General features: G+C 44.1%; 24 protein-coding genes. 14 read left to right on the top strand and 10 right to left on the bottom strand.

Going from position 1 to position 21,048, the window contains the following annotated elements:
• Positions 1-357: 357 nt before the first annotated feature.
• The 4 genes from O9334_RS18530 to O9334_RS18515 all read right to left on the bottom strand — a co-directional run bounded on the left by O9334_RS18530 (position 358) and on the right by O9334_RS18515 (position 2,546).
• Entirely contained in the window at positions 358-729 is a 372-nt protein-coding gene (locus O9334_RS18530) for a hypothetical protein (RefSeq protein ID WP_002793820.1), read from the bottom strand.
• Positions 726-1,001 (bottom strand): hypothetical protein, encoded by a 276-nt coding sequence (locus tag O9334_RS18525; protein WP_002733756.1) that lies wholly within the window; start codon positions 999-1,001, stop codon positions 726-728. Before O9334_RS18525 ends, O9334_RS18530 begins: the two co-directional genes overlap by 4 nt.
• A gap of 187 nt (positions 1,002-1,188) precedes the next feature.
• A complete protein-coding gene (locus tag O9334_RS18520) occupies positions 1,189-1,395 on the bottom strand; it encodes a hypothetical protein (RefSeq protein WP_147070942.1) in 207 nt (68 codons plus the stop codon).
• A gap of 392 nt (positions 1,396-1,787) precedes the next feature.
• Positions 1,788-2,546, bottom strand: coding sequence for a hypothetical protein (locus tag O9334_RS18515; RefSeq protein WP_288001729.1), 759 nt, complete (start codon positions 2,544-2,546; stop codon positions 1,788-1,790).
• 912 nt (positions 2,547-3,458) lie between these two features.
• Between O9334_RS18515 and O9334_RS18510 the strand changes: the two genes are divergently transcribed.
• Positions 3,459-5,789: a heavy metal translocating P-type ATPase gene (locus O9334_RS18510; protein WP_288001728.1), complete on the top strand. Its 2,331-nt coding sequence runs from the start codon at positions 3,459-3,461 to the stop codon at positions 5,787-5,789.
• 199 nt (positions 5,790-5,988) lie between these two features.
• Here O9334_RS18510 and O9334_RS18505 read toward each other — a convergent pair whose 3' ends face one another.
• Positions 5,989-6,330 (bottom strand): hypothetical protein, encoded by a 342-nt coding sequence (locus O9334_RS18505; RefSeq protein WP_045356581.1) that lies wholly within the window; start codon positions 6,328-6,330, stop codon positions 5,989-5,991.
• A gap of 12 nt (positions 6,331-6,342) precedes the next feature.
• Between O9334_RS18505 and holB the strand changes: the two genes are divergently transcribed.
• Together holB and O9334_RS18495 are read left to right on the top strand one after the other, a co-directional pair.
• Positions 6,343-7,308, top strand: a complete 966-nt coding sequence (gene holB, locus O9334_RS18500; RefSeq protein WP_002795934.1) for a DNA polymerase III subunit delta' — start codon at positions 6,343-6,345, stop codon at positions 7,306-7,308.
• Positions 7,309-7,345: 37 nt separating this feature from the next.
• Positions 7,346-7,558: a neurohypophysial hormones like protein gene (locus O9334_RS18495; protein WP_288001726.1), complete on the top strand. Its 213-nt coding sequence runs from the start codon at positions 7,346-7,348 to the stop codon at positions 7,556-7,558.
• Between the two features lie 64 nt (positions 7,559-7,622).
• On the opposite strand, the gene ftsH2 is transcribed toward O9334_RS18495, so the two are convergent.
• Positions 7,623-9,509, bottom strand: a complete 1,887-nt coding sequence (ftsH2, locus tag O9334_RS18490; RefSeq protein ID WP_288001725.1) for an ATP-dependent zinc metalloprotease FtsH2 — start codon at positions 9,507-9,509, stop codon at positions 7,623-7,625.
• 284 nt (positions 9,510-9,793) lie between these two features.
• Between ftsH2 and O9334_RS18485 the strand changes: the two genes are divergently transcribed.
• Positions 9,794-9,907 (top strand): EcoRV family type II restriction endonuclease, encoded by a 114-nt coding sequence (locus O9334_RS18485; protein WP_238567726.1) that lies wholly within the window; start codon positions 9,794-9,796, stop codon positions 9,905-9,907.
• Positions 9,908-10,201: 294 nt separating this feature from the next.
• The gene (locus tag O9334_RS18475) at positions 10,202-11,104 is read left to right on the top strand and encodes a DNA adenine methylase (protein ID WP_288001724.1); all 903 of its coding nucleotides are present in this window, start codon (positions 10,202-10,204) and stop codon (positions 11,102-11,104) included.
• A 198-nt stretch (positions 11,105-11,302) separates the two neighbouring features.
• On the opposite strand, the gene O9334_RS18470 is transcribed toward O9334_RS18475, so the two are convergent.
• Positions 11,303-11,602 carry a hypothetical protein gene (locus O9334_RS18470; RefSeq protein WP_045356571.1) on the bottom strand — a complete coding sequence of 100 codons (300 nt, stop codon included), beginning with the start codon at positions 11,600-11,602 and terminating at the stop codon, positions 11,303-11,305.
• A 334-nt stretch (positions 11,603-11,936) separates the two neighbouring features.
• Between O9334_RS18470 and psbX the strand changes: the two genes are divergently transcribed.
• Positions 11,937-12,056, top strand: a complete 120-nt coding sequence (gene psbX / locus O9334_RS18465; RefSeq protein WP_002733679.1) for a photosystem II reaction center X protein — start codon at positions 11,937-11,939, stop codon at positions 12,054-12,056.
• A gap of 42 nt (positions 12,057-12,098) precedes the next feature.
• Here psbX and O9334_RS18460 read toward each other — a convergent pair whose 3' ends face one another.
• Positions 12,099-12,746 (bottom strand): ComF family protein, encoded by a 648-nt coding sequence (locus O9334_RS18460; RefSeq protein ID WP_045356569.1) that lies wholly within the window; start codon positions 12,744-12,746, stop codon positions 12,099-12,101.
• On the bottom strand, positions 12,715-13,014 hold the full coding sequence (locus tag O9334_RS18455) for a DUF1816 domain-containing protein (RefSeq protein ID WP_045356624.1): 300 nt from the start codon (positions 13,012-13,014) through the stop codon (positions 12,715-12,717). Before O9334_RS18455 ends, O9334_RS18460 begins: the two co-directional genes overlap by 32 nt.
• A gap of 255 nt (positions 13,015-13,269) precedes the next feature.
• Here O9334_RS18455 and O9334_RS18450 point away from each other — a divergent pair, with 255 nt between their 5' ends.
• The 5 genes from O9334_RS18450 (at position 13,270) to O9334_RS18430 (ending at position 16,765) form a co-directional block, all read left to right on the top strand.
• Positions 13,270-13,629 (top strand): ferredoxin thioredoxin reductase catalytic beta subunit, encoded by a 360-nt coding sequence (locus O9334_RS18450; protein ID WP_045356567.1) that lies wholly within the window; start codon positions 13,270-13,272, stop codon positions 13,627-13,629.
• 9 nt (positions 13,630-13,638) lie between these two features.
• Positions 13,639-14,064 carry a DUF309 domain-containing protein gene (locus O9334_RS18445; protein WP_045356566.1) on the top strand — a complete coding sequence of 142 codons (426 nt, stop codon included), beginning with the start codon at positions 13,639-13,641 and terminating at the stop codon, positions 14,062-14,064.
• A gap of 123 nt (positions 14,065-14,187) precedes the next feature.
• Positions 14,188-14,688 (top strand): LptA/OstA family protein, encoded by a 501-nt coding sequence (locus O9334_RS18440; RefSeq protein ID WP_045356565.1) that lies wholly within the window; start codon positions 14,188-14,190, stop codon positions 14,686-14,688.
• A gap of 147 nt (positions 14,689-14,835) precedes the next feature.
• Positions 14,836-15,564, top strand: a complete 729-nt coding sequence (lptB, locus tag O9334_RS18435) for an LPS export ABC transporter ATP-binding protein (RefSeq protein WP_045356564.1) — start codon at positions 14,836-14,838, stop codon at positions 15,562-15,564.
• Between the two features lie 31 nt (positions 15,565-15,595).
• Positions 15,596-16,765 carry an LptF/LptG family permease gene (locus O9334_RS18430; RefSeq protein WP_190381429.1) on the top strand — a complete coding sequence of 390 codons (1,170 nt, stop codon included), beginning with the start codon at positions 15,596-15,598 and terminating at the stop codon, positions 16,763-16,765.
• Positions 16,766-16,801: 36 nt separating this feature from the next.
• Here the strand turns inward: O9334_RS18430 and rsmI are convergent, their stop codons facing one another.
• Positions 16,802-17,641: a 16S rRNA (cytidine(1402)-2'-O)-methyltransferase gene (gene rsmI, locus O9334_RS18425; protein ID WP_045356562.1), complete on the bottom strand. Its 840-nt coding sequence runs from the start codon at positions 17,639-17,641 to the stop codon at positions 16,802-16,804.
• A gap of 395 nt (positions 17,642-18,036) precedes the next feature.
• On the opposite strand from rsmI, the gene O9334_RS18420 reads away from it, so the two are divergent.
• From O9334_RS18420 to O9334_RS18410, 3 genes are all read left to right on the top strand, one after another.
• Positions 18,037-18,153 (top strand): photosystem II reaction center protein I, encoded by a 117-nt coding sequence (locus O9334_RS18420; RefSeq protein ID WP_002732356.1) that lies wholly within the window; start codon positions 18,037-18,039, stop codon positions 18,151-18,153.
• 140 nt (positions 18,154-18,293) lie between these two features.
• Positions 18,294-20,681, top strand: a complete 2,388-nt coding sequence (locus tag O9334_RS18415; protein WP_288001706.1) for a DUF3769 domain-containing protein — start codon at positions 18,294-18,296, stop codon at positions 20,679-20,681.
• 116 nt (positions 20,682-20,797) lie between these two features.
• On the top strand, positions 20,798-21,048 hold a 251-nt coding region (locus O9334_RS18410), incomplete at its 3' end, for a type IIL restriction-modification enzyme MmeI (RefSeq protein ID WP_353737868.1).

The raw sequence follows: 21,048 nt of genomic DNA, 5'->3' as shown, positions 1-21,048 counted from the left end.
GGGTGGCTCAGTCGCTCTCAAAATGATCGCATCTAATTCTAATAGTAGCGCAGGGTTTTTCGAGTAAGGTATTGTCTGCACTGCAATTCGTATAGTCATTTCAATTAAGATTGAGAATATCAATGCCAGAGTCCATAAGAGTTTAACTGGTCTAGAGTGTATCAGACTTATCTGAAATGATTATAGATTGTCGGTTGTCGAACTGATCATGCCACAGAAAAAGATGCTTTACATTTCATTAACGCACTGCTAGGCAGTGCCTTCGGCATCGCACTGTCAGGAATTTAGAAATTTGGTATAAGTAGTCTAATCATAGGTCGGGTGCAGTGATTTGTTAGACATTTTTCTAACTAGAGACTATGACAAAGGTTTAATTGTCACTAATCCCCCAGCAAAACCCTGAATATTCAACTCATAGCCATCAAGTAAACCCATACCAACTAATGGATCTGTCTCTGACTCATTGATTTCAATAGATTTGATCTGACCATCCCAGATCACAGTTGCCTCAAATACGTTAAACATACAGAGGCTTCCATCGCCCAAGATTCCCTCTTCTTGCATATACCACGTTAATCCTAGTGTTGTAATGATAGCAGAAGGCAACGTGAGAAATCCAGTGTAACCAGTGTCAATAACTGCTTTAATCGCTTGCCTCTGGTGATTTTCGCCTAGCACTACGAATTGAATAATTGCTTCTCGGCGCGAATTGACGCTCCCCATCATCATGGCGATACACTGGGGGAACGAAAGCCAAAACGATGGACGGCACGATGTCCAATGCGAATACCAAATATTTGTGCATCAGGAAAACGTATTAACAGTTGTTTGGCAGCTGTTAGGCTGTCGTCAGCCACTTCAAAAGCCCCTGTTTCGATGTCTATTGCTACAATCTTCCCATGATTCCCTTCCTCGATTTGGGAGCGTACCTGAGATTCATAGACTTCGTGTCCACGTCGGGCAAATTCTTCTTTGCTGTAGCGGGGTTGTCGAACTGTCATTGAAGCGACCCTGTGGCAACTTTTGCCCCTCTATTTTAACCTAAACATTCGCAATCTTCCCTAACATTCCTCAACTGGGCCCACAAGAGCAGCACCGCACCTAACCTCACAGCTTCAATCAATGTGCATGGTGCGTTCTCAAAAATCCTGCATTAGGGAACGCACCCTACAGCGGTAGCCATCGCACTTATTGACCTCGCCCTGGCTTACAGTCGGCAAAACTTAATGCCTCTGTGTCTAAAAAACTGGCGATTGCCATCTCAATAATCGCTTCAACGGGATAATCAATTTCAGTAGCGCGAGCAATCAAAGCATCCTGAATCCAGTCTGGTAAGCGTCTTAAAATAATTTCTGCATCAGTGGACGAGATTTGCTCTGAAAGTTTCGCTTGCATGGGTTAGGACTCCAGCATGAATTTGAACATTATAGGGTGGCTCAGTCGCCCTCAAAATGATCGCCTCTAGTTCTAATAGTAGAGCAGGGTTTTTCGAGTAAGGTATTGTCTTGATGAACTTTCGGTTACGCTTTTCCTTTAGGCTATTCGGGGGGTTAGCGTATTTTCCTGCTTGCTTTCAGCGTCTTACACTGGACTCAGCGTGACGGTTGGCTGTTTGCCGTTTCACCTTTGACTGCCAAAGGGGTGGGAATTTAACCCACAAGTTGACGAGAGTTATGCAAGTTTCTGAGTTTTCAACTTGCCGAACGGTGTTTTCCACTTCCAAGTTTCTTTTTGATTCTTGGTTTCGTTCAACGTTTCGCCCGCCCCCTACAAGATCGGCGATCGCACTACTCAATTTTTGGAGTTTCTTGAGAACTATTGGGTTGCTGTTGACTTTTTGATTTTAACTTTTCACGGGTTTCCAAGAACCTTTTGCCTAAATCTGTAACCTCAAAATATTTAGTTAGATCAATTGAGCGTTTTCCATAATCACTCAATTGGATTAGATAGCCAACATATCCAGATTTCATCGCAATCAACTTTAAATCTCGTAAACGTCTTAACTCATCGCCAACCTTCTCTGATACATAAAAATCATAATTTGAACTTGTTTTAGAATGATAGTTAAGCTGATCGATCTTTTCGTAATCCTTCTCTCCAAGCAAAAAATTATACATAAATGCTTGTGTTTGTTCTAAATTCTCTTGTGTCTCTCCTAGATTTTTTTGTTGTTGTTCTAGCTGTTCTAGTTGTTGCGCTTGAAGCTCATCAATTTGTTTTTTCTGTTCATTAACTTCTTGCTTTAGTTGTTTAAACTTAGCCGTAACGCCACCATCCTTGGAAACACCAAAGTCCTCTAATCTGTTTAGTAAACCAGAGTTAAAGAGAAATACAAGAGCAATGAGTATAATATCAGGAGCTTCAATCCTTCGAGGTTGTCGCTTTTCTTCAAAGTACATTGGGCTAATTAGGCTAAAGATTAGATAACTCATTGCTATCAATGAAACAATTTCGATCCACCAATTTCTGGGATTCTTGTCTTTTCCACTAGGACTGATGATCGTTGACTGCTGTTCAATTTTATCTTGATTATTGTCTTCGCTCATAAAAACCTCATTTATAAGGACATATTGAAAAATTCAAGCTTGTTGAGGATAGGGGCAATTAATCGAGGTATCCTAAAGTTCAATTCAGTTCAGATCAAGTTCAAACTAATCAAAGCGAAAAGGGTTTAGCCGACATTCCGCAGGTTGCCGCCACGAATAGAGCAATTAATCGGAACTACTCTATTTCCAGCGTACTAAAGCAAATTAACGCCACGCATAAAAAGCATTTACTTGTACTTTCACGCTGTCTGTAGCGTCTGCGGAATGTGGGTTTAGCAATGGTAAGGATAACTATATATTATGCGGAAATTTTCCTTATATCACGCCAAATACTCATTTTTTTAAGAATCTTTCCGTATATTACACTCAAATGGAGTGATCGCGAGAAGTTTTCCGTATAATATTACGATAAGCGTGTTATGCCGATTAGCATACTCTGTTATGAACCCTCCCCCACTGATTTGTTCAAAGTTTTCTCGTTGTGCGACTGTCAGATGAACTTTATCTCGCCTACATCTTCCCATGATTGATGTCCTCAGTTGAGCCTATCTATTGCCCTATTTTAGCTGTGTCAGTCCACTACCAGATCGGCTACCTGAAATTTCAGCTATCTGTAATGAAATTTGGTTCTTCGGTTTGTGTTATGCAATGGACGGGAGTTATAAGGGATGTAACCCTTATATAGAAAGGCATTTGGCGATTTTTGTCAATTGTTTTTGATCTAGAGCGAACTAATCAATTAAATCTCTTGCCAAATAAGGATTTAGTCGATTTATGCCCTCCTATCGAACCATAACAAGTAACGAAGAACCTGAAATTTCATCTATCTGTAACCCTACTCGCTAAAATAGTTTAAAAATCGGCCGAGAATTTCTAGGATAGAAGTAAAGACCATCCTTGCCTACTTTTTCTATGATCCTAGCCGCCGAAACTGGACTAAAAACCGCTACTCTAGACGTAAAAGGCATGAAATGCGCCGGCTGTGTTAGTGCCGTAGAACGACAACTCAGCCAAAATCAAGGGGTAAAATCGGCCCAAGTTAACCTAATCACGGAAATTGCCGTGATTGAATACCAACCGGATGCGATCGCACCAGAGCAGTTAGCCGCAAAATTAACCGCGATTGGATTCCCCTCCCAACCGCGCAGCTCATCGACTCCCCTTTCTCAACAAAATCAACGGCTGCAAAACCAACAAAAAGAACGGCAACAACAATTATACCGATTAGCGATCGCTTGTTGTTTACTGGTTTTTTCCCTGATCGGTCACTTACACCACATCGGGGGACCAGAAATCCCCATCTTTCAAAGTATTGCTTTTCACTGGACTTTAGCCACCCTAGCCATTTTATTCCCCGGCCGCGATATTTTCATCGATGGTTGGCGGGGATTACGGCACGGTATGCCAAATATGAACACTCTCGTTAGTTTAGGCACAGGTAGCGCCTATATAGCCAGTTGTTTGGCTCTTATCTTCCCTAATCTCGGTTTAGAGTGCTTTTTTGATGAACCAGTCATGCTGTTAGGTTTTATTCTCCTCGGACGGACTCTAGAAGCGCATTCCCGTCATCGCGCAGCCGCAGACTTAGAAGCGCTTACTTCCCTACAACCGGCAGTGGCTCACCTGATTGGTAGTACAGATGACCGTGTGGGCGTGGCGATTCCGGTGGAACAGGTGCGCGTCGGGGAATGGGTGCGCGTCTTACCCGGGGAAAAAATTCCCGTGGATGGGGAGATTATTCAGGGAAGAACCACGGTAGATGAAGCTTTATTAACGGGGGAATCGCTGCCGGTGGTTAAGGAAATGGGAGATCCAGTCATTGCTGGCAGTTTCAATCTCTCTGGTGCGATCGCCGTGCAAACTCGTCAGGTGGGGACCGATACCACCCTAGCTAAGATTATCGCAGCCGTGGAATCAGCCCAAACTCGCAAGGCCCCAGTGCAGAAGATAGCGGACCGGGTAGCGGGTTATTTTGCCTACGGAGTCATGATAATTGCCCTAATTGTGCTGCTCTTTTGGTATTTTTGGGGAACTAGGCTTTTTCCAGAGGTGTTAGGGTCAACCACAGGACACCACGAGATGATTCAACCCACTTCTCCCCTACTTTTGTCCCTAAAATTAGCGATTTCCGTGCTTGTGGTCGCTTGTCCCTGCGCTCTCGGTTTAGCCACACCGACGGCCCTACTGGTGGGAACCAGTTTAGCAGCCGAACGGGGTATTTTGATTAAAGGGGGTGATGTTTTGGAAACCGTCTCGCAACTGCAAACGGTGGTTTTTGACAAAACGGGAACCCTTAGCCAAGGTCATCCGGAAATTACCGATTGTTTGAGTTTTTCTATCCTTAATCCCCTGGAAATTCAACAATTAGCGGCAGTAGTGGAGAGTGGTACTAATCATCCTCTTGCTCAGGCGATTTTAGACGCGGTTACTCCCCCTACTAACCTGACGGGGGAAGATTTTCAAACTGTGGCCGGATTGGGAGTTTCGGCAAGGGTGCAGGGGTCGAAAATTGTTCTGGGAAATCGGCAATGGTTGGCGCAGAACGGCATTAAAATCGATGAAACTATCCCCAGTATTCAAGAGCTTTTACAAGCGGGTAAAACGGTGATTTATCTGGGGATGGAAGAACAATTACTCGGCGCGATCGCTTTTCAGGATCGATTGCGTCCCGATGCTCAAACAACCGTTAATCAGTTGCAAAAACTCGGTTTAGAGGTGATTTTACTCAGTGGCGATCGCCAAGAAGTGGTAACAGCGATCGCTAATAGTTTGGGTATTAGCCAATTTTATGCCGAAGTTGCCCCCACCGAAAAATCCGCCTTAATTGCCGACCTACAGACAAAAGAGGGCAAAATCGTGGCTATGGTCGGGGATGGTATCAATGACGCTCCTGCACTAGGACAGGCTAACATCGGTATTGCTCTGGCCGGTGGCACGGAAGTGGCCATGGAAACGGCTGGGATCGTTTTAATTAGCGATCGCCTAGAGGATGTGGTGCAATCTCTGCATTTAAGTCTGGCCACATGGCAAAAAATCCGACAAAATCTTTTTTGGGCTTTGGGTTATAATACCTTTGCTATTCCCATTGCTGGTGGTTTATTACTGCCCCGTTGGGGTCTAGCTTTCAGTCCGGCCTTGGCGGCAGCTTTAATGGCTTTTAGTTCGGTTATGGTAGTGAGTAATTCCTTGCTTTTACGTCGTCAATTTCCTCCGCTCAAATCGACGAAGGAAAGCGAAAATTAAAGCAATTATCGATTTTTTCTCGATAAATCTATCAAGCGCCAAAAAGAGCGACTCTCTTATTCTTTGTGTGATAAGTTTCACTGATACAGGAGCGATCAATCTCTGTGTCCTCTGTGTCTTTGTGGTTCGTTACCTAAGAGAGCCAAGATGGTATTTTGTCCCCGTCTTTGTCAGTTGACGGAGACAGGAACAAATCGGGTTAAGCGGTAATTCTGGTCAGGGATTGCCCTTGATAATTGTTGGTAATAATCTGGTGAATAGATTGGAAAAATTGCCGACAACGATTATTAGTTCTCAGGGGCAGCTCATGATTTTTTACCAATAAATCGATCTGAAGTTCCGAGCTAGTGGGGGGATGAATAAATAACTCCACTTTCACTAACTGGGGAAAGAGAGCATCGTTAGGAACTTCCGATAAAAGCAAGACATCGGACCGGCGCTTGATGATTTCAAATTCACCCAAACTTAGGATATCATCGTATAAAAGCCCGGTTTGATGGGGAGAAATTCCGACAAAATAAGAACAGGAATAGCGAGCCATGGCAGGGAAAAGATGATAGATTGGTCACGGTTAATCGGTCAAAATCAGGCCATTGAACTACTACAAAGAGCGCTTGAAATCAATTCGATCGCTCCCGCTTACTTATTCGCCGGCGCTAAGGGGATTGGACGCAATCTGGCCGCAAAATGTTTCTGTCAAGACTTGTTAACTAGAGATCGATCGCCGGAAACAAGGGAATTAATCCTCAAACGCTTTCTGGGAGGCAATCATCCCGATTTACTCTGGATTGAACCCACTTATCAACACCAAGGCAAACTGCTCACCGCAAAAGAAGCACAGGAAAGCAATCTCAAGCGTAAAGCTCCCCCGCAAATCCGCATCGAACAAATTCGCGAGATTACTAACTTTTTAAGTCGTCCTCCCCTGGAATCGTCCCGCTCTGTGGTAGTGATCGAGCAAGCAGACACCATGACGGAATCAGCAGCAAATGCCCTCTTAAAAACGCTTGAGGAACCGGGAAAAGCCACTTTAATCCTGATTGCTCCCAGTCCTTCCTCTTTACTACCCACTCTCGTTTCTCGCTGTCAACACATCCCTTTTCAGCGTCTTTCGGAAGAAAATCTCGCTCAAGTCCTCCGCTCTAACGGACACGCTCGCGTTCTCAATTATCCGGCAATTCTCGGTTTAGCCCAAGGTAGCCCGGGAGAAGCGATCGCCGCTTTAGAATTTCTCGACAGTCTCCCCCAAGATTTACCGCGATCTTTGAGCAAATTTCCCCTAAAACTCTCCCAAGCACTGGAATTAGCCAAAATTATCGCTCAAACTCTTGACACGGAAACCCAATTATGGTATGTGAGTTATCTTCAGTATGAGGATTGGCAACGACGACGAGAGCGATCGATTTTAGAAATCTTGGAAAAAACCCGCCGGCAGCTGTTAGCCTACGTTCAACCCCGTTTAGTCTGGGAATGCACTTTCTTGGCATTGGCCAAACTATCCACCGCCCAAAAGTCTTAAAATTGTTATATTTATCGATCGAGTGGGGAGAAAGACTATGAAAATCAAATCCTTAGTTTTGCTGATTCTGTTAACCTTGACTACGGTTTTAGGCGCTTGTCAGGGAGGAAAAGAAGCCGAAGAACCGAAAAATGGCTCTCCTGCGGTGGAATCGCCGCAAAAAGACGAAGATAGCGATAAAGACGGGGAAAACCAGCAAAAAGACGGTGATAATGACCAGAATAAAGACGATGACGATGATGATAACTAAATCCCTAGTATAAAAAAATCGGGTGAGCCTTAACCCACCCGATCGCCTATAGATTGAAATCAACCTATAACTGTGGTACAAACTGTTCTTTTTCGGGAACGTAGGCGTATTCAGCCACAATCTGCCGGAATTCTTCCCCATTGATCGTTTCTTTTTCGATCAGCAGATCCACCACTCGATCGATCACTTCGCGATGATCGCGGACAATTTGTCGAGAAATTTCATGGCAGTGTTCCACGATCGATCGCACTTGATCATCGATACGAGTAGCGACCTTCTCAGAATACTCGGAACGAGTCATCAAACCGCCACCGAGGAACACTTCACCCCCTTGACTTTCTAGGGACAAAGGACCCAAATCGCTCATCCCGAAACGAGTCACCATCTGGCGGGCCATATCAGAGACTTGCTGTAAATCGCCACCGGCACCGGTAGTCACCTCATCATAGCCGAAGATTTCTTCCTCAGCCGCCCGACCACCTAACGCACCGGAAATCCGGGCCATTAACTGCGCTTTCGTGGTTAAACCCTGTTCTTCGTTGGGAGTGAACCAAGTTAAACCCTGGGCCTGTCCCCGGGGAATCAGAGTCACTTTCTGGACGGGATCGTGATCTTTTAAGAGCGTACCCACGATCGCATGGCCCACTTCATGGTAAGCGATTAAGCGCTTGCTCTTGCTATCGACTAAAGGAGTGCCTTCCATACCGGCGATAACGCGATCTACCGCGTCATCTATCTCTAGGAGGGTAATGGCTTCTTTGCGACGACGAGCGGTTAAAATTGCCGCTTCGTTCAGTAAATTGGCTAAATCTGCTCCACTGAACCCCGGAGTGCGCCAGGCGATCGCTTCGATGGAAACGTCGTTAGCCAGCTTTTTATTGCGGGCGTGAACGTCTAAAATCTCTAAACGACCTTTAAAATCGGGTGCATCGACGGTTACTTGCCGATCAAAACGGCCCGGACGCATGAGAGCGGAATCGAGAACATCGGGGCGGTTAGTGGCGGCAATGATGATAATTCCCGTATTCCCCTCGAAACCGTCCATTTCTGTCAATAATTGGTTCAGGGTTTGTTCCCGTTCATCGTTACCACCGCCGATACCGGCACCCCGTTGACGACCTACCGCGTCAATTTCATCGATAAAGATTAAACAGGGGGCATTTTCCTTGGCTTTTTTGAACAAGTCGCGCACGCGAGAAGCACCGACACCGACAAACATTTCCACAAATTCCGAACCGGAAATGCTGAAGAAAGGTACACCCGCTTCACCGGCGATCGCTTTGGCTAACAGGGTTTTACCCGTACCCGGAGGACCAACTAAAAGGACTCCTTTGGGGATTTTGGCACCGACGGCGGTAAATTTCTCCGGTTGTTTGAGGAAAGTGACGACTTCCTGTAATTCTTCCTTCGCTTCGTCAATTCCCGCCACATCATCAAAGGTGATGCCGGTTTTTGCTTCCATCTGGAAGCGAGCTTTTGATTTACCAAAACTCATCGCTTGACCGGGGCCGCCTGGCATATTATTAGAACGGCGGAACAGGAAAAAGAGAGCGGCAATCAGCAAAAAGGGGAAAAGTAGATTACCGAGGAATCCCCACCAAGCGCCATCATTCCGCATCGGGTGAGCATCGAAACTGATTTTAGAATCGCGTAAACGGGCGATTAAATCGGGGGAATTGGCAGGTAAATCGACCCGCAGGCGTTGTACTCGGTTTTCTAGTTCTGGATCTAGGGCCTGTACGATCGCGGTTCTGCCCCCTTCGTAGAGATCGACACTGACAACCCTACCACTGTCTAGGTATTCTAGAAAGCGTCCGTAGGTCATGCGGGTACTGGCGGTGTTATTGCCGATATTACTGGTGGCTGTGGCAAAAGTGCCTTGCCAGAGGAAAAAACCGACCACAAGGGCGGGCAATGTCCACAGTAAAATCGTTTTCCAGGATAGTTTCATGTTTGTTTAGTGGTTCTAGGATAAAGATTTTTGCTTAACTCATTTAGCTGTTTTTGTCAAGGATTTTACGTTATTTTTTCGAGATTAATCCCCGCAGCCAATTAAATCTTAACTAAATGTAACGTAATTCTCATAATTCTGACAAGAATGGTGACGAGAGATTTTTTTAGTTCATTTGTTCTAACAAGATACCATGGTTTCTGGGATAAGCTGTACTGAATTTAAACTGTCTAGAAGTATATACTATATCTATTGATACGAAAATCATCTCCAAAATCCTAGAATTGCTTCTTTTTCCCATATTTGATAATTTTGCTAGATGTAACCAATTAAAGATAGAGGGGTGTATCTCACTTATGCAGAAATACCAACAATCAGCAATTATCAGTGATCCTTAAATTATTACAGATATATCAGCAGCTACCTGTAAGCATCCCACCGAAAAACTAATGCGCTCCGAGGTTTGGGGCGGTGCCACGCACCCAACGGGGGGTTTGGGTAGGGTTGATTCATGAATCAACCCTACTATAGAGTTCTTGCATAATTAATTTTTGAGAGGGCAAAAATGAGATGCACCCAAGATAGAGTTAGTATCTCAACAAAATTTTTACCCTAATTTGACCTTTATTCACGAGCCAACAGGAGCTAAGTTTGCTGTGGATAGAAATTACTGTTAATGAGGAGAGTGTTTAGTGAAGTTAACGCCACTTGTGCCACCGATTAAGTGTCAAGGAATTAAAACTAAATTGGTGAAAGATGTTAAAAATATTGTGTCTGATCTGAGCTTTGGGCGTTGGATAGAACCCTTTTCTGGATCGGGGGTGGTGGCTTTTAATATTAATCCCCAAAAGGCTTTACTTGCGGACACGAATACTCATATTATCCAGTTTTATAATAATCTAAAAAATCAAGTTATTACCAGTAAAACTGTTAAGCTTTTTTTGCAAGAAAATGGTCAAGTTCTTAAGGAGCAGGGAGAAAGTTATTATTATCAAGTACGAGAAAGATTTAATCAATCTCCTAATTCTCTAGATTTTTTATTTCTGAATCGCTCCTGTTTTAATGGCGTGATGAGATTCAATCGTAAGGGACAGTTTAACGTCCCTTACTGTCATAAATCAGAACGATTTTCTCAAGCATATATTACCAAAATAGTCAATCAAGTTATTGCCCTAGAAAATATTCTTATTAAAACTGATTATAATTTTCAAGTTGCTGACTTTCGAGAAACTTTATCTAATTGGCAAAAAACAGACTTGATCTATCTCGATCCTCCTTATTTAGGGAGACACACCGATTATTTTAACTCTTGGTCTGAAGAGGATGAAGATTGTTTGGTGACTATTTTAAAGGATATTTCTTGTCGGTTTATTTTGTCCACTTGGCACAGTAATCAGTTTAGAAGCAATCCTTTAATTAAAAAAAATTGGAGTGCTGATAAGTTTTATATCTATACTAAAGAGCATTTTTATCATGTTGGTTCCACAGAAAAATTACGTCATCCGATCACCGAAGCGATCATTACTAACTTTAACATTCCCTTGTTGCCAGAGCGAGGAACTGATTTGCAACAACTGTCATTAAGCTGTTCGTAATTTAAATTGCTTGTTGAGACGAGGCAAGAGGCAAGAGGCAAGAGGCAAGAGGCAACAGTAAAGGGATTGGGGGAGATTCGGCTAATCTTAAGAATAAGCGCTTTAAATGCGTCTTAGCTTATCCCCATCGACAGCAGAAAATAAGGGAGTGAGAACAGTCTAGAAGATGCCTAGTTGCTAATTCTCACTCCTTACTATTTATCCTTGGCTTTGGCGTAGATGGTCATTAATTTGGCGTTTACGCTTTTCTTCGGGGGTAGTGCTAGTAATTTCGCCAAAATCTTGACTACTCATGGAAAGATGGGACATTATCTTTCTTTTGCGCTCTTTAGCAGTTAATTCCGGTGAAGGAGTTACTGGAGGCGGCGCTGCCACGGGTTCCACTGCCACCGGGGGAGTTTCCACAATTGGCAGCGGTTTTTTAGGAATATAGTCAGCACCAGTGGTACTTCTGGAGAGATGATCGAGAATGCGCCGTTTGCGATCGTCAGTAGCCATAAAAATCTTTGCCAATCTAGTTTAAAGTTTTGTAACTATCACCTATTGTCAAACATCCCTATCCCCTTGAGAAGTCAAGGGAGACTTTATCTTGAGGGATTGAAGACATATATAGCGTTTTTCAGTCTGCTGAGGTACAAAAGTTATGGGTTTTAGGCAAAAGGCAAGAGGCAAAAGTCAAAAGGGAAGAAAAATATGTGTACCTCACTAGCTTAGGAAACGCTATAATAACCTGCGATCGCATCTATCTGTCCGTGGAACTGGGGGTCTTCTCGCCCAAGGTGATAAGATAAAAAACTAAGTCTTTGAAAATATGACAAAGGATTTATCTATCATGACACCCTCTTTAGCTAACTTTCTCTGGAGCCTTGTTTTAGGTGCGGTTATCGTCCTGATCCCTGCCACTATCGGTTTGATTTTCATCAGTCAATACGACAAGATCAAACGGACTTAATTTAAAATCCTAAAATGCCTAGACCGATTCCGTCTGGGCATTTTAGCTAATTTTGGAACTGGCAAGAGCGATCGCACCGACTACCCGATATCCCTCTGTGCGTAAAACCTGCACAGCTTCCTCGATCGTGGTTCCCGTGGTATAAATATCATCAATTAAGAGAATCGGCACTGATTTCGGTAAATTTTTCCCCAGTTGAAAAGCCGCTTGCATCGTCTTTTTTCTCGCCTCGGCTGCCAGACTAAATAAAGCTGCCGTGTTCTTAATCCGAATTAATCCGCGACTAGCCAGAGGATAACCGGTTAAACGACAAAAACCCTCGGCAATGACTTCTGCTTGATTAAAACCCCTTTCCTTTAATCTTTCTGGGTGGAGAGGGATAGGAATCACCGTCAAACGTTTATCGGTGAGGGGAGGACGAAGCAGCCAAGTTTCCCCCATGCAACTGCCTAGCAAAGAGCCGAGAGCGGGATGGCGATCATATTTCATTTTAGCGATCGCCTGTTTTAATTTACCTTCGTAGCGTCCCCAGATAAACAGGGGAATAGAACCACGCCAGAGAAAAAGCGGGTTATTCTGACGATAGGACTGTAATTGTCGCCCACAATCACGGCAAAGCTCTCGCTCGCTCTGCCGTTGACAAAGAGGACAGGGAGACTTAAGAAATAAAGCGAGAAAAGGTTCGAGCATGGGAAGTCAAAGTTTTAGCTAGATGCTGATTTCCATCGTCAAAAACGGTCAAATAATGGGGATTACTCCGCTCGATCGAAAGACTGATTCCTTGCGCTCCTTCGGACTCTATATCCTGTAGATAACCCCCCTGATGCTGTTGTGCTTCCTCAAAAGAAGCAAAGGGACCAAAATAGTAAATACAGTGGGGGGAAAGGGAGGTAATTTTCAGCCACCAAGGCGTGTTATCGTCAGAAATTTTATTTGTCTGCAAGAAAGATAAAATCATGTTCTGGTAGTGATAGGGGACAGAGATTGCAGGAATCAAGGACAGGTTTTTAGGAACTTTGCCCTCATAATTCCCATTTGCTGGCCAAAAAATCGAGCTTTTGGCCAAAGAGAGTCTTTTTATCGTATTAGAGTAACAAGGGGATCGGTCGCCAAATCGAAAGAGATTCTAAAAATTCCCCTCAGCCAAGGGGAAGCGGATCGAGATAGGATAGTAAAAAGTTTTTTTTTAGAAAGCTAAGGGGATCAGATAACTATGAGCCAGATCACAGACACAGATAAGAGTCTTGAGGCGATGAAGAATTTTGCCGAACAGTACGCTAGACGGACAAATACTTACTTCTGTAGCGATCTCTCGGTGACAGCGGTAGTAATTGAGGGATTAGCGCGTCATAAGGACGAATTAGGCGCTCCTTTATGTCCCTGTCGTCACTACGAAGACAAAGAAGCGGAGGTAAAAAATACTTTCTGGAATTGTCCCTGTGTACCAATGCGGGAACGGAAAGAATGTCACTGTATGCTATTTATTACCCCCGATAACGAGTTTGCTGGGGAAGAACAGGTAATTTCCCTCGACTATATCCAAGAAGTCCGCGAATCGATGAAGGGGCATTAGTTTAGGGTAATGACAGCCACCGCTTTTGGGCAAGGAATCGACGAATTTAATCGCCAGCAATTCTATGCTTGTCATGATACCCTAGAGGCTTTGTGGATGGAGTCCGCAGAGCCTGAAAAAACCTTTTATCAAGGCATTTTGCAGATTGCTGTCGCTTGTTACCATCTAGAAAATAATAACTGGCGCGGGGCGGTAATTCTTTTGGGAGAAGGGGTTAGACGTTTACAACACTATCAACCCGATTACGAGGGGATCAACGTGACGCACTTAGTCGGGGAGAGTTTGGATCTATTAAACTTTTTACAGAATCTCGATCCCCAAGCTTTACCGGCAGTGCTAGAAGGGATGAAAAGCAATCAGGAACACCCTCATCCCCACCTCGATCGATCTATCTGTTCTCTGCCGAAAATCCTCAAAAGTCATCCCGTTCTCTAAAAAGCTAGATTAGTTAGTCAATACAATTACCTCTAAGTAGGTGGGTGTTAAAATTGTCAGCACCCCCCTTATCAAGGGGGGATCAAGGGGGGATTAAATACTCTATTTATAGGTGACATTTCTATGAGAGCAAGATACGCAAAAATCAGCGGATGGCTAGTTGCCCTCGTTTCTACTAGCTTAGTCATGGGATTAGGTACTTCTCCCCTAGTCAAGGCACAGCAGAACATTGTACCGGGTAATGCCATGACAGTGCGATCGGATATTCAGGAGGCGAACTCAAAAACGGGGGTAATTACTGCTCGAGGTAACGTACAAGTGTTCTATCCCGCTCGCAAAATGCAGGCCACTTCCGCCCAAGCTCAGTATTTTAGCCGCGAACGTCGTTTAGTGATGACGGGTAACGTTTACGTTTTGCAGGAAGGCAACAGTATCCGCGCCGAAACGATGACTTATCTTGTCGATGAGGGCAGATTTATCGCTACTCCCCAAACCAGTCAGCAGGTGGAGTCAATTTATTTAGTCAAAGATAACGAAACTTCCCCCCAACCGGCTGCTTCCCCGACACCCGCACCCATACCTTCCCCTTCCCTCCCCGCTGCCCCAATTATTAACCCGCAGTGATTAGGAGTCAGGAGTCTCCGAGTCAGGAGACAAAAGGCAAAAGGCAAAAGGCAAAAGGCAAAAGGCAGTATTCTCCCCACACCCCACACCCCACACCCCACACCCCACACCCCACACCCCACACCCCACACCCAACAGCCGCTCAAGATGACTTTAGTATTAGAAAATATCCATAAATCCTACGGTAAAAGGCTCGTGGTTAACCGGGTGAGTATTACTGTTGCCCCGGGGGAAATTGTCGGGTTATTAGGACCAAATGGTGCGGGAAAAACCACAACTTTTTATATCGCCACGGGATTAATCAAACCGAATCAAGGGCGCGTTTGGCTCGATCAAAAAGAAATTACCAAATTACCCCTTAATCAAAGGGCGCGTCTGGGTATTGGCTATCTGACGCAGCAGGCCAGTATTTTTCGTTATTTAACTGTATCAGAAAATATTCAGTTAGCCCTAGAACAGTCGGGGGTTCCCTTTTCCCAACGGGCAAATCGTCTCTATGATTTATTAAAAGAATTTCGCCTCGATAAGATTGTTGGCACTAAAGGCGCTTACGTTTCCGGAGGAGAAAGAAGAAGGACAGAATTAGCCCGCGCTTTAGCGGTGGGAGTCAACGGACCAAGATTTTTATTATTAGATGAACCTTTCGCTGGGGTGGATCCGATCGCCGTGTCCGAGATTCAAGCGATGATCGCTGGTTTAAGGGAGCGTCAGATGGGAATTTTAATTACCGATCACAATGTGCGAGAAACTTTGGCTATCACTAATCGGGCTTATATTATGCGCGAAGGGCAGATTTTAGCGGCGGGAAGTGGCGAAGAACTTTATAATAATCCTCTGGTGCGTCAGTATTATTTGGGTGATAATTTTTTCAGATAATTGTTATTAATAAAAATCGCTGCATTATATCATGAAAGTTGGCAATTGGCAAGGAAATTTAAGTAGAATACCCGGATTTAGCATCTTAGACCGCTATATTTTTGTCGAGTTATTATTACCCTTTCTATTTGGTATGGGTTTATTCACTTCTTTGGGAGTGGCGATCGGTACTTTATTTGATTTAGTGCGACGGATTACTGAATCGGGTTTACCCTTGACTTTGGCCTTAAAAATTCTCTTATTAAAAATGCCAGAGTTTATCGTTTTAGCCTTTCCCATGTCAATACTTTTAGCGGCTTTAATGGCCTACAGTCGTTTAGCCAGTGATAGCGAATTAATTGCTTTTAAAAGTATTGGAATTAGTGTTTATCGCCTAATAATTCCGGCCATTGTGCTAAGTTTAATAGTGACGGGATTAACCTACGTTTTTAATGATTATGTGGCTCCAGCTGCCAGTTATGAAGCTAATGCTACCATGACCAAAGCCCTGCGACCAAATCGCAAATCTTTTATTGAAGATAATATTATTTATCCTGAATACGGCAAAGTGCGGCAACCGAATGGAGGGGAACCCCAAACGGTATTAAGAAGGTTATTTTATGCCGAAAGATTTAACGGTCAAGAGATGCTAGGTTTAACCATTCTCGATCGCACCCAACCGGAAGTTAATCAAATTATTACCTCAGAATCAGCTTCTTGGAATATTGAAAAAAATATCTGGGATTTTTATAACGGCACAATTTATCTAATTGATCCTAATGGTTCCTATCGTAATATTGTCCGCTTTCAACATCAACAATTAGCCCTACCGCGTACCCCTTTAGATTTAGCTTTTCGAGGCCGAGATGGTTCAGAAATGACCCTAAGACAAGCGCAGGAATACCTAAAAATACTGCAATTAAGTGGCAATCCCACCAAAATTAGAAAATTGCAGGTTCAAATCGAGCAGAAAATATCTTTACCCTTTGTTTGTTTAGTTTTTGGGATGATTGGGGCGGCCTTGGGATTACGTCCCCAAAATTCTAATAAAGCCACCAGTTTCGGTATTTGTATTGTCCTAATTTTCTCCTATTATCTCCTATCTTTTGTCACCAGTTCCTTAGGCATTGGCGGAGTTTTAACCCCCTTGATGGCCGCTTGGTTGCCCAATATTTTAGGATTAACTGCTGGGGGAATTTTGTTACTTCAGTCGGCTAAGTAATCGAGGGTTAGCGGTGGGAATAAAAATTGATAATCATCAAATTTCCAAAGCTAATTTATATAAACGACTGCGGGATAAATTAGTAACTTGTGCTAATTGTCTGCTGGCTTGCGATCGATTAACTCCTCCTTCGATAATTTGTTTTAATTCCCGTTTTAATTCCTCATCGGATAATTGGATATTATCGGCCTGATTGTTGCCCATAACTACGAGCGTAAATTCCCCTTTAGGAGTTTTATTCTCCCGATATAAATTAATCGCCTCGGCGATAGTTCCTCGCCAAATTTCTTCGTAAAGCTTGGTTAATTCCCGACCTAAAACTATCTTTCTCGTTGGGCCGAAAGTTTCTCGTAAATCCTCCAAAGTCTTAATAAGTTTATGAGGTGCTTCATAAAAAACCATCGTTCTCGTTTCAGTTTTTAAACCCTCTAAGCGCTCTTGTTTCATCTTTTCCTTACCCGGAAGAAATCCTTCAAAACAGAATCTTTCCGTGGGTAATCCCGACACCGCTAAAGCAGTAATTACCGCCGTTACTCCGGGGATGGGAACCACTTCGATATTAGCTTCTATACAAGCTTTAATTAACTCATAACCCGGGTCAGAAATTCCAGGCATTCCCGCATCAGTAACCAAAGCGATATCCTGACCTTGGCTGAGAATATTTAATAACTCATCGAGACGGGAAAGGCGATTATGTTCGTGGTAACTAATTTGAGGGGTCGGAATATCAAAATGCTGCAATAATTTGCCCGTGTGTCTGGTATCTTCGGCAGCAATTAGAGTGACTTTTTTGAGAGTTGCCAGGGACCGGAAAGTCAGATCGTCTAAATTGCCGATCGGCGTTCCCACCACATACAATTTACCGAGATTATTCATAAATTGGCTAAAAATAGGCTGGTTGGGCGTATTTTAAGTGATCAGTAAACAGTAAACAGTAAACTAAAAACTCGGCTCTCCCAGGTTTGGTGGGTAAAATGTATTCTAAGATACAGTCTTGGGGCAGTGAGTGGAACGAACCACAGAGACACAAAGGACACAAAGATCGATCAATCCTCTGTAAGTTAAACTTATCACACAGAACCTAGAAGAGCCAAAACTCACATCTGCTCACCGCTCACTGATAACTGCTCACTGATAACTGATAACTGATAACTGATAACTGAAGACCGATCGCTTTTGTCTGTTCAGGGATCACTCAAATAGGGTAAAGTAGGTCAAGGTATGCTCACCCTGTTATTGCATTAATCTAGTCTAAGGAGAACGTCTTAGTAATGTTAACCCTAAAAATCGCCGTTTATATCGTTGTTTCCTTCTTTGTCTTACTTTTTATCTTTGGCTTCCTTTCCGGCGATCCTACCCGTAACCCCGGACGCAAAGACTTTGAGTAGAAGACAATTACCAAACCGGTTCTAGGGTAGAGACACAGGGAACAAGTTATCGGACTTTCCCTGTCTCCCTAGGAATAATGATCATGGTAGTATCATTGAGGTTCGCTCGTCCTCTATTTTGATCGCCGACTCGTGCAGTCATGTCTTTTTTTCTCTTAGCTGTTGAACCACCTGCCCTGATTAATACTGTAGCCGAACCGGAAACGGAGGAGCGCCAAGTTTCTGAAAATAGTCCCGCGTCAGTAATTCCCCTCCCTGTCACCCCAGCACCTCTAGAAGCAAAAAAGCCTTCAGAAGAGAGCGTTTCTATTCCCCTCACCGTCACTCCACCCCCGGAAACCGTCGAGGTAAAACCTTTGGTTCCCGATGAGGGTATTCCCCTAAAACCATTACCTAGCAGTGCGGGTGATGCGGCAGCTTTAGGAAAACCCCTTTCTGTTCAGAATTCTCCACCCCCCGCAGCCGTTGGTGTCACCATTCATCCCGAAACCGAGATAGTTTCAGGATTAAATCAAAAAGCTCTTAACCAGAAAAATGGCTCGACTCGGCTATTAGTGCGGAAAAAAGGCGAAAAAACCAGCCAAGAATACTTGATTTCCCTCAATAACAGCCTAGATCAGGCCGCTAATCCAGAAGGGGAAAGACCCCTAGAATTAGTGGCCGATGAGCAGGAATTTGACCAAAATCGGCAGATTATCACCGCTAGAGGTAATGTCACCCTGCGTTTTGCCCAAAGTGTACTAACGGCCGATCGCTTACAGATTAATCTTCCCGAAAAGTTAGCGGTAGCGGAGGGCCAGGTGATCCTAACCCGGGGAGATCAAATCCTGCGCGGCGATCGCTTCGAGTATTATTTCGTCCAGGATAGCGGTGTGGTATTTAATGCTAATGGGGAGATTTTTCAACCCAGCACCGCTAGGGATTTAGGACAAACGCTGCCCACGGATGTGGGGGCCGGTAGTTCTTTTGCAACCCTAACTGATCGTTTGACATTAAATCAACCCTTGCAGAGAATCACCACGGGAGAGGGTTTTCAATTTGTCGTCGGGGGACAGGATCCCAGTCGGCGCGATCGACAGAATATTAGTGGTCCGTCGGGGGGAACGATTAATCGTGTCCGTTTTCAGGCCGAACGCTTGAATTTTGATGGTAAGGTGTGGAATGCCACTAATGTGCGTCTGACTAATGACCCTTTTTCCCCTCCTGAATTGGAAGTTCGGGCTAATTCCGCCACTTTTCGCAGTACTGGCCCCTTTACCGATGAGTTGCGGATGAGTAATTCCCAGTTGGTTTTCGATCAACGGGTAGTGGCCCCCACTTTTATTAATAGTCTCACTTTCGATCGCCGTCGTCGTCGTCCTTTTTTAATTGCCCCGGGCTATGATGGGGAGGATCGGGGCGGATTTTTCGTAGAAAGTCCCCTAACTTTAGTGGAGACACCGAAGACTCTTTTTGAGTTGACACCGCAATATTTAGTGCAAAAAGTCCTCAATCCCGATGCTTTTCCCTCAGCTAACCCCGGAGGTGGTGAAGTTTCACCCCTTAGTCCGAAAGCTTTTGGTTTATTGGGGAATTTTGCCACTAATTTTGGCGAGCGCTCGTTTTTGCAAGCAACAGCTTCTTTTTCTAATTTAGATTTGGAACAGATCGAAAATATTGTTCGTTCTAAGATTCGCTTTCAACAGACGATCGGACAGTTGCAGGATCCCTATCTGCTCAATGTGGAGTACAATTATCGCGAGCGTCTCTTTAACGGTTCTTTGGGTTTTCAGACGGTTAATAGCAGTTTTGGGGCAATTTTGACCTCACCGGTGATTGTCGTCCCGAATACGGATATTAGACTCAGTTATCAAGCTTCTGTTCAGAATATCAACGCACCCACCGATCGCAGTGATCTCTTAGCGGCCAATGCAACGGATAATGTTACTAATTTAAGCCGTTTTCAGGGGGCTGTCTCCCTCAATCGCAGTTTTTTACTCTGGTATGCCCCTACTTTACCACCGACTCCCGACCAAGGGTTAAGATTTTCTCCTCTTCCCGTTCAACCCTATATTGCTATTGTCACTGGTGTCACCGGTGTCACCAGTTATTACACTAATGGAGAGACGCAAAATTCCGTCACGGGAACCGTGGGATTATTAGGACAGTTTGGGCGTTTTTCCCGCAATTTTTTCGACTATACCGGGTTTAATATTAGTTTTAGTCAGGGTTTGGTTAACGGACAATCACCCTTTTTCTTCGATCGCTTTGTTGATCAACAAACAATGTCCTACGGTATAACTCAACAGGTATATGGTCCGATCCGTGTGGGTTTCCAGAGTATTTACAGTATCGATCAAGCTAAGGAAATCAGTACAGAATATTTTCTCGAATGGAGTCGTCGCACCTATAGTTTAATTTTGCGCTATAACCCCGTGCTGCAGTTGGGAATACTCAACATCCGCGTGTCGGATTTCAACTGGACAGGCAACCCCGGCTATTTTGAGGGCAGCGATGTCCGTCCGGTGGTGGATGGAGTAACCCGTTAAGACTACATGGGAATGATGAATTATGAATTATGAATGATGAATTATGAATGATGAATTATTGTGTAAGATGGTGATCGCACTACAACGCCCACCCTACTCCAATGGAAAGGCTATAGATGACTACTACTCTTGAAAGCTTACAGGAATTTATTGATTTTTGTCAACAGCATATTACTGGCAAAGAAAGGAAAGAAGCTCAGATTTTCCTAGACCGTTTCTTTCGAGCTTTTGGTCATAAAGGTGCGTTAGAAGCGGGTGCAACCTATGAGGAGGCGATTACTAAAGGTAGCAAGAAAGGTAAAACCGGATTTGCTGATTTAGTTTGGAAACCTCGTGTTTTAATTGAAATGAAAAAGCGAGGAGAAGA

The organism is Microcystis sp. LE19-8.1F, assembly GCF_027531715.1.
Classification (GTDB): domain Bacteria; phylum Cyanobacteriota; class Cyanobacteriia; order Cyanobacteriales; family Microcystaceae; genus Microcystis; species Microcystis wesenbergii_A.
The sequence above is the reverse complement of the archived record's forward strand: the minus strand, read 5'-3'. Positions and strand labels throughout refer to the sequence as shown.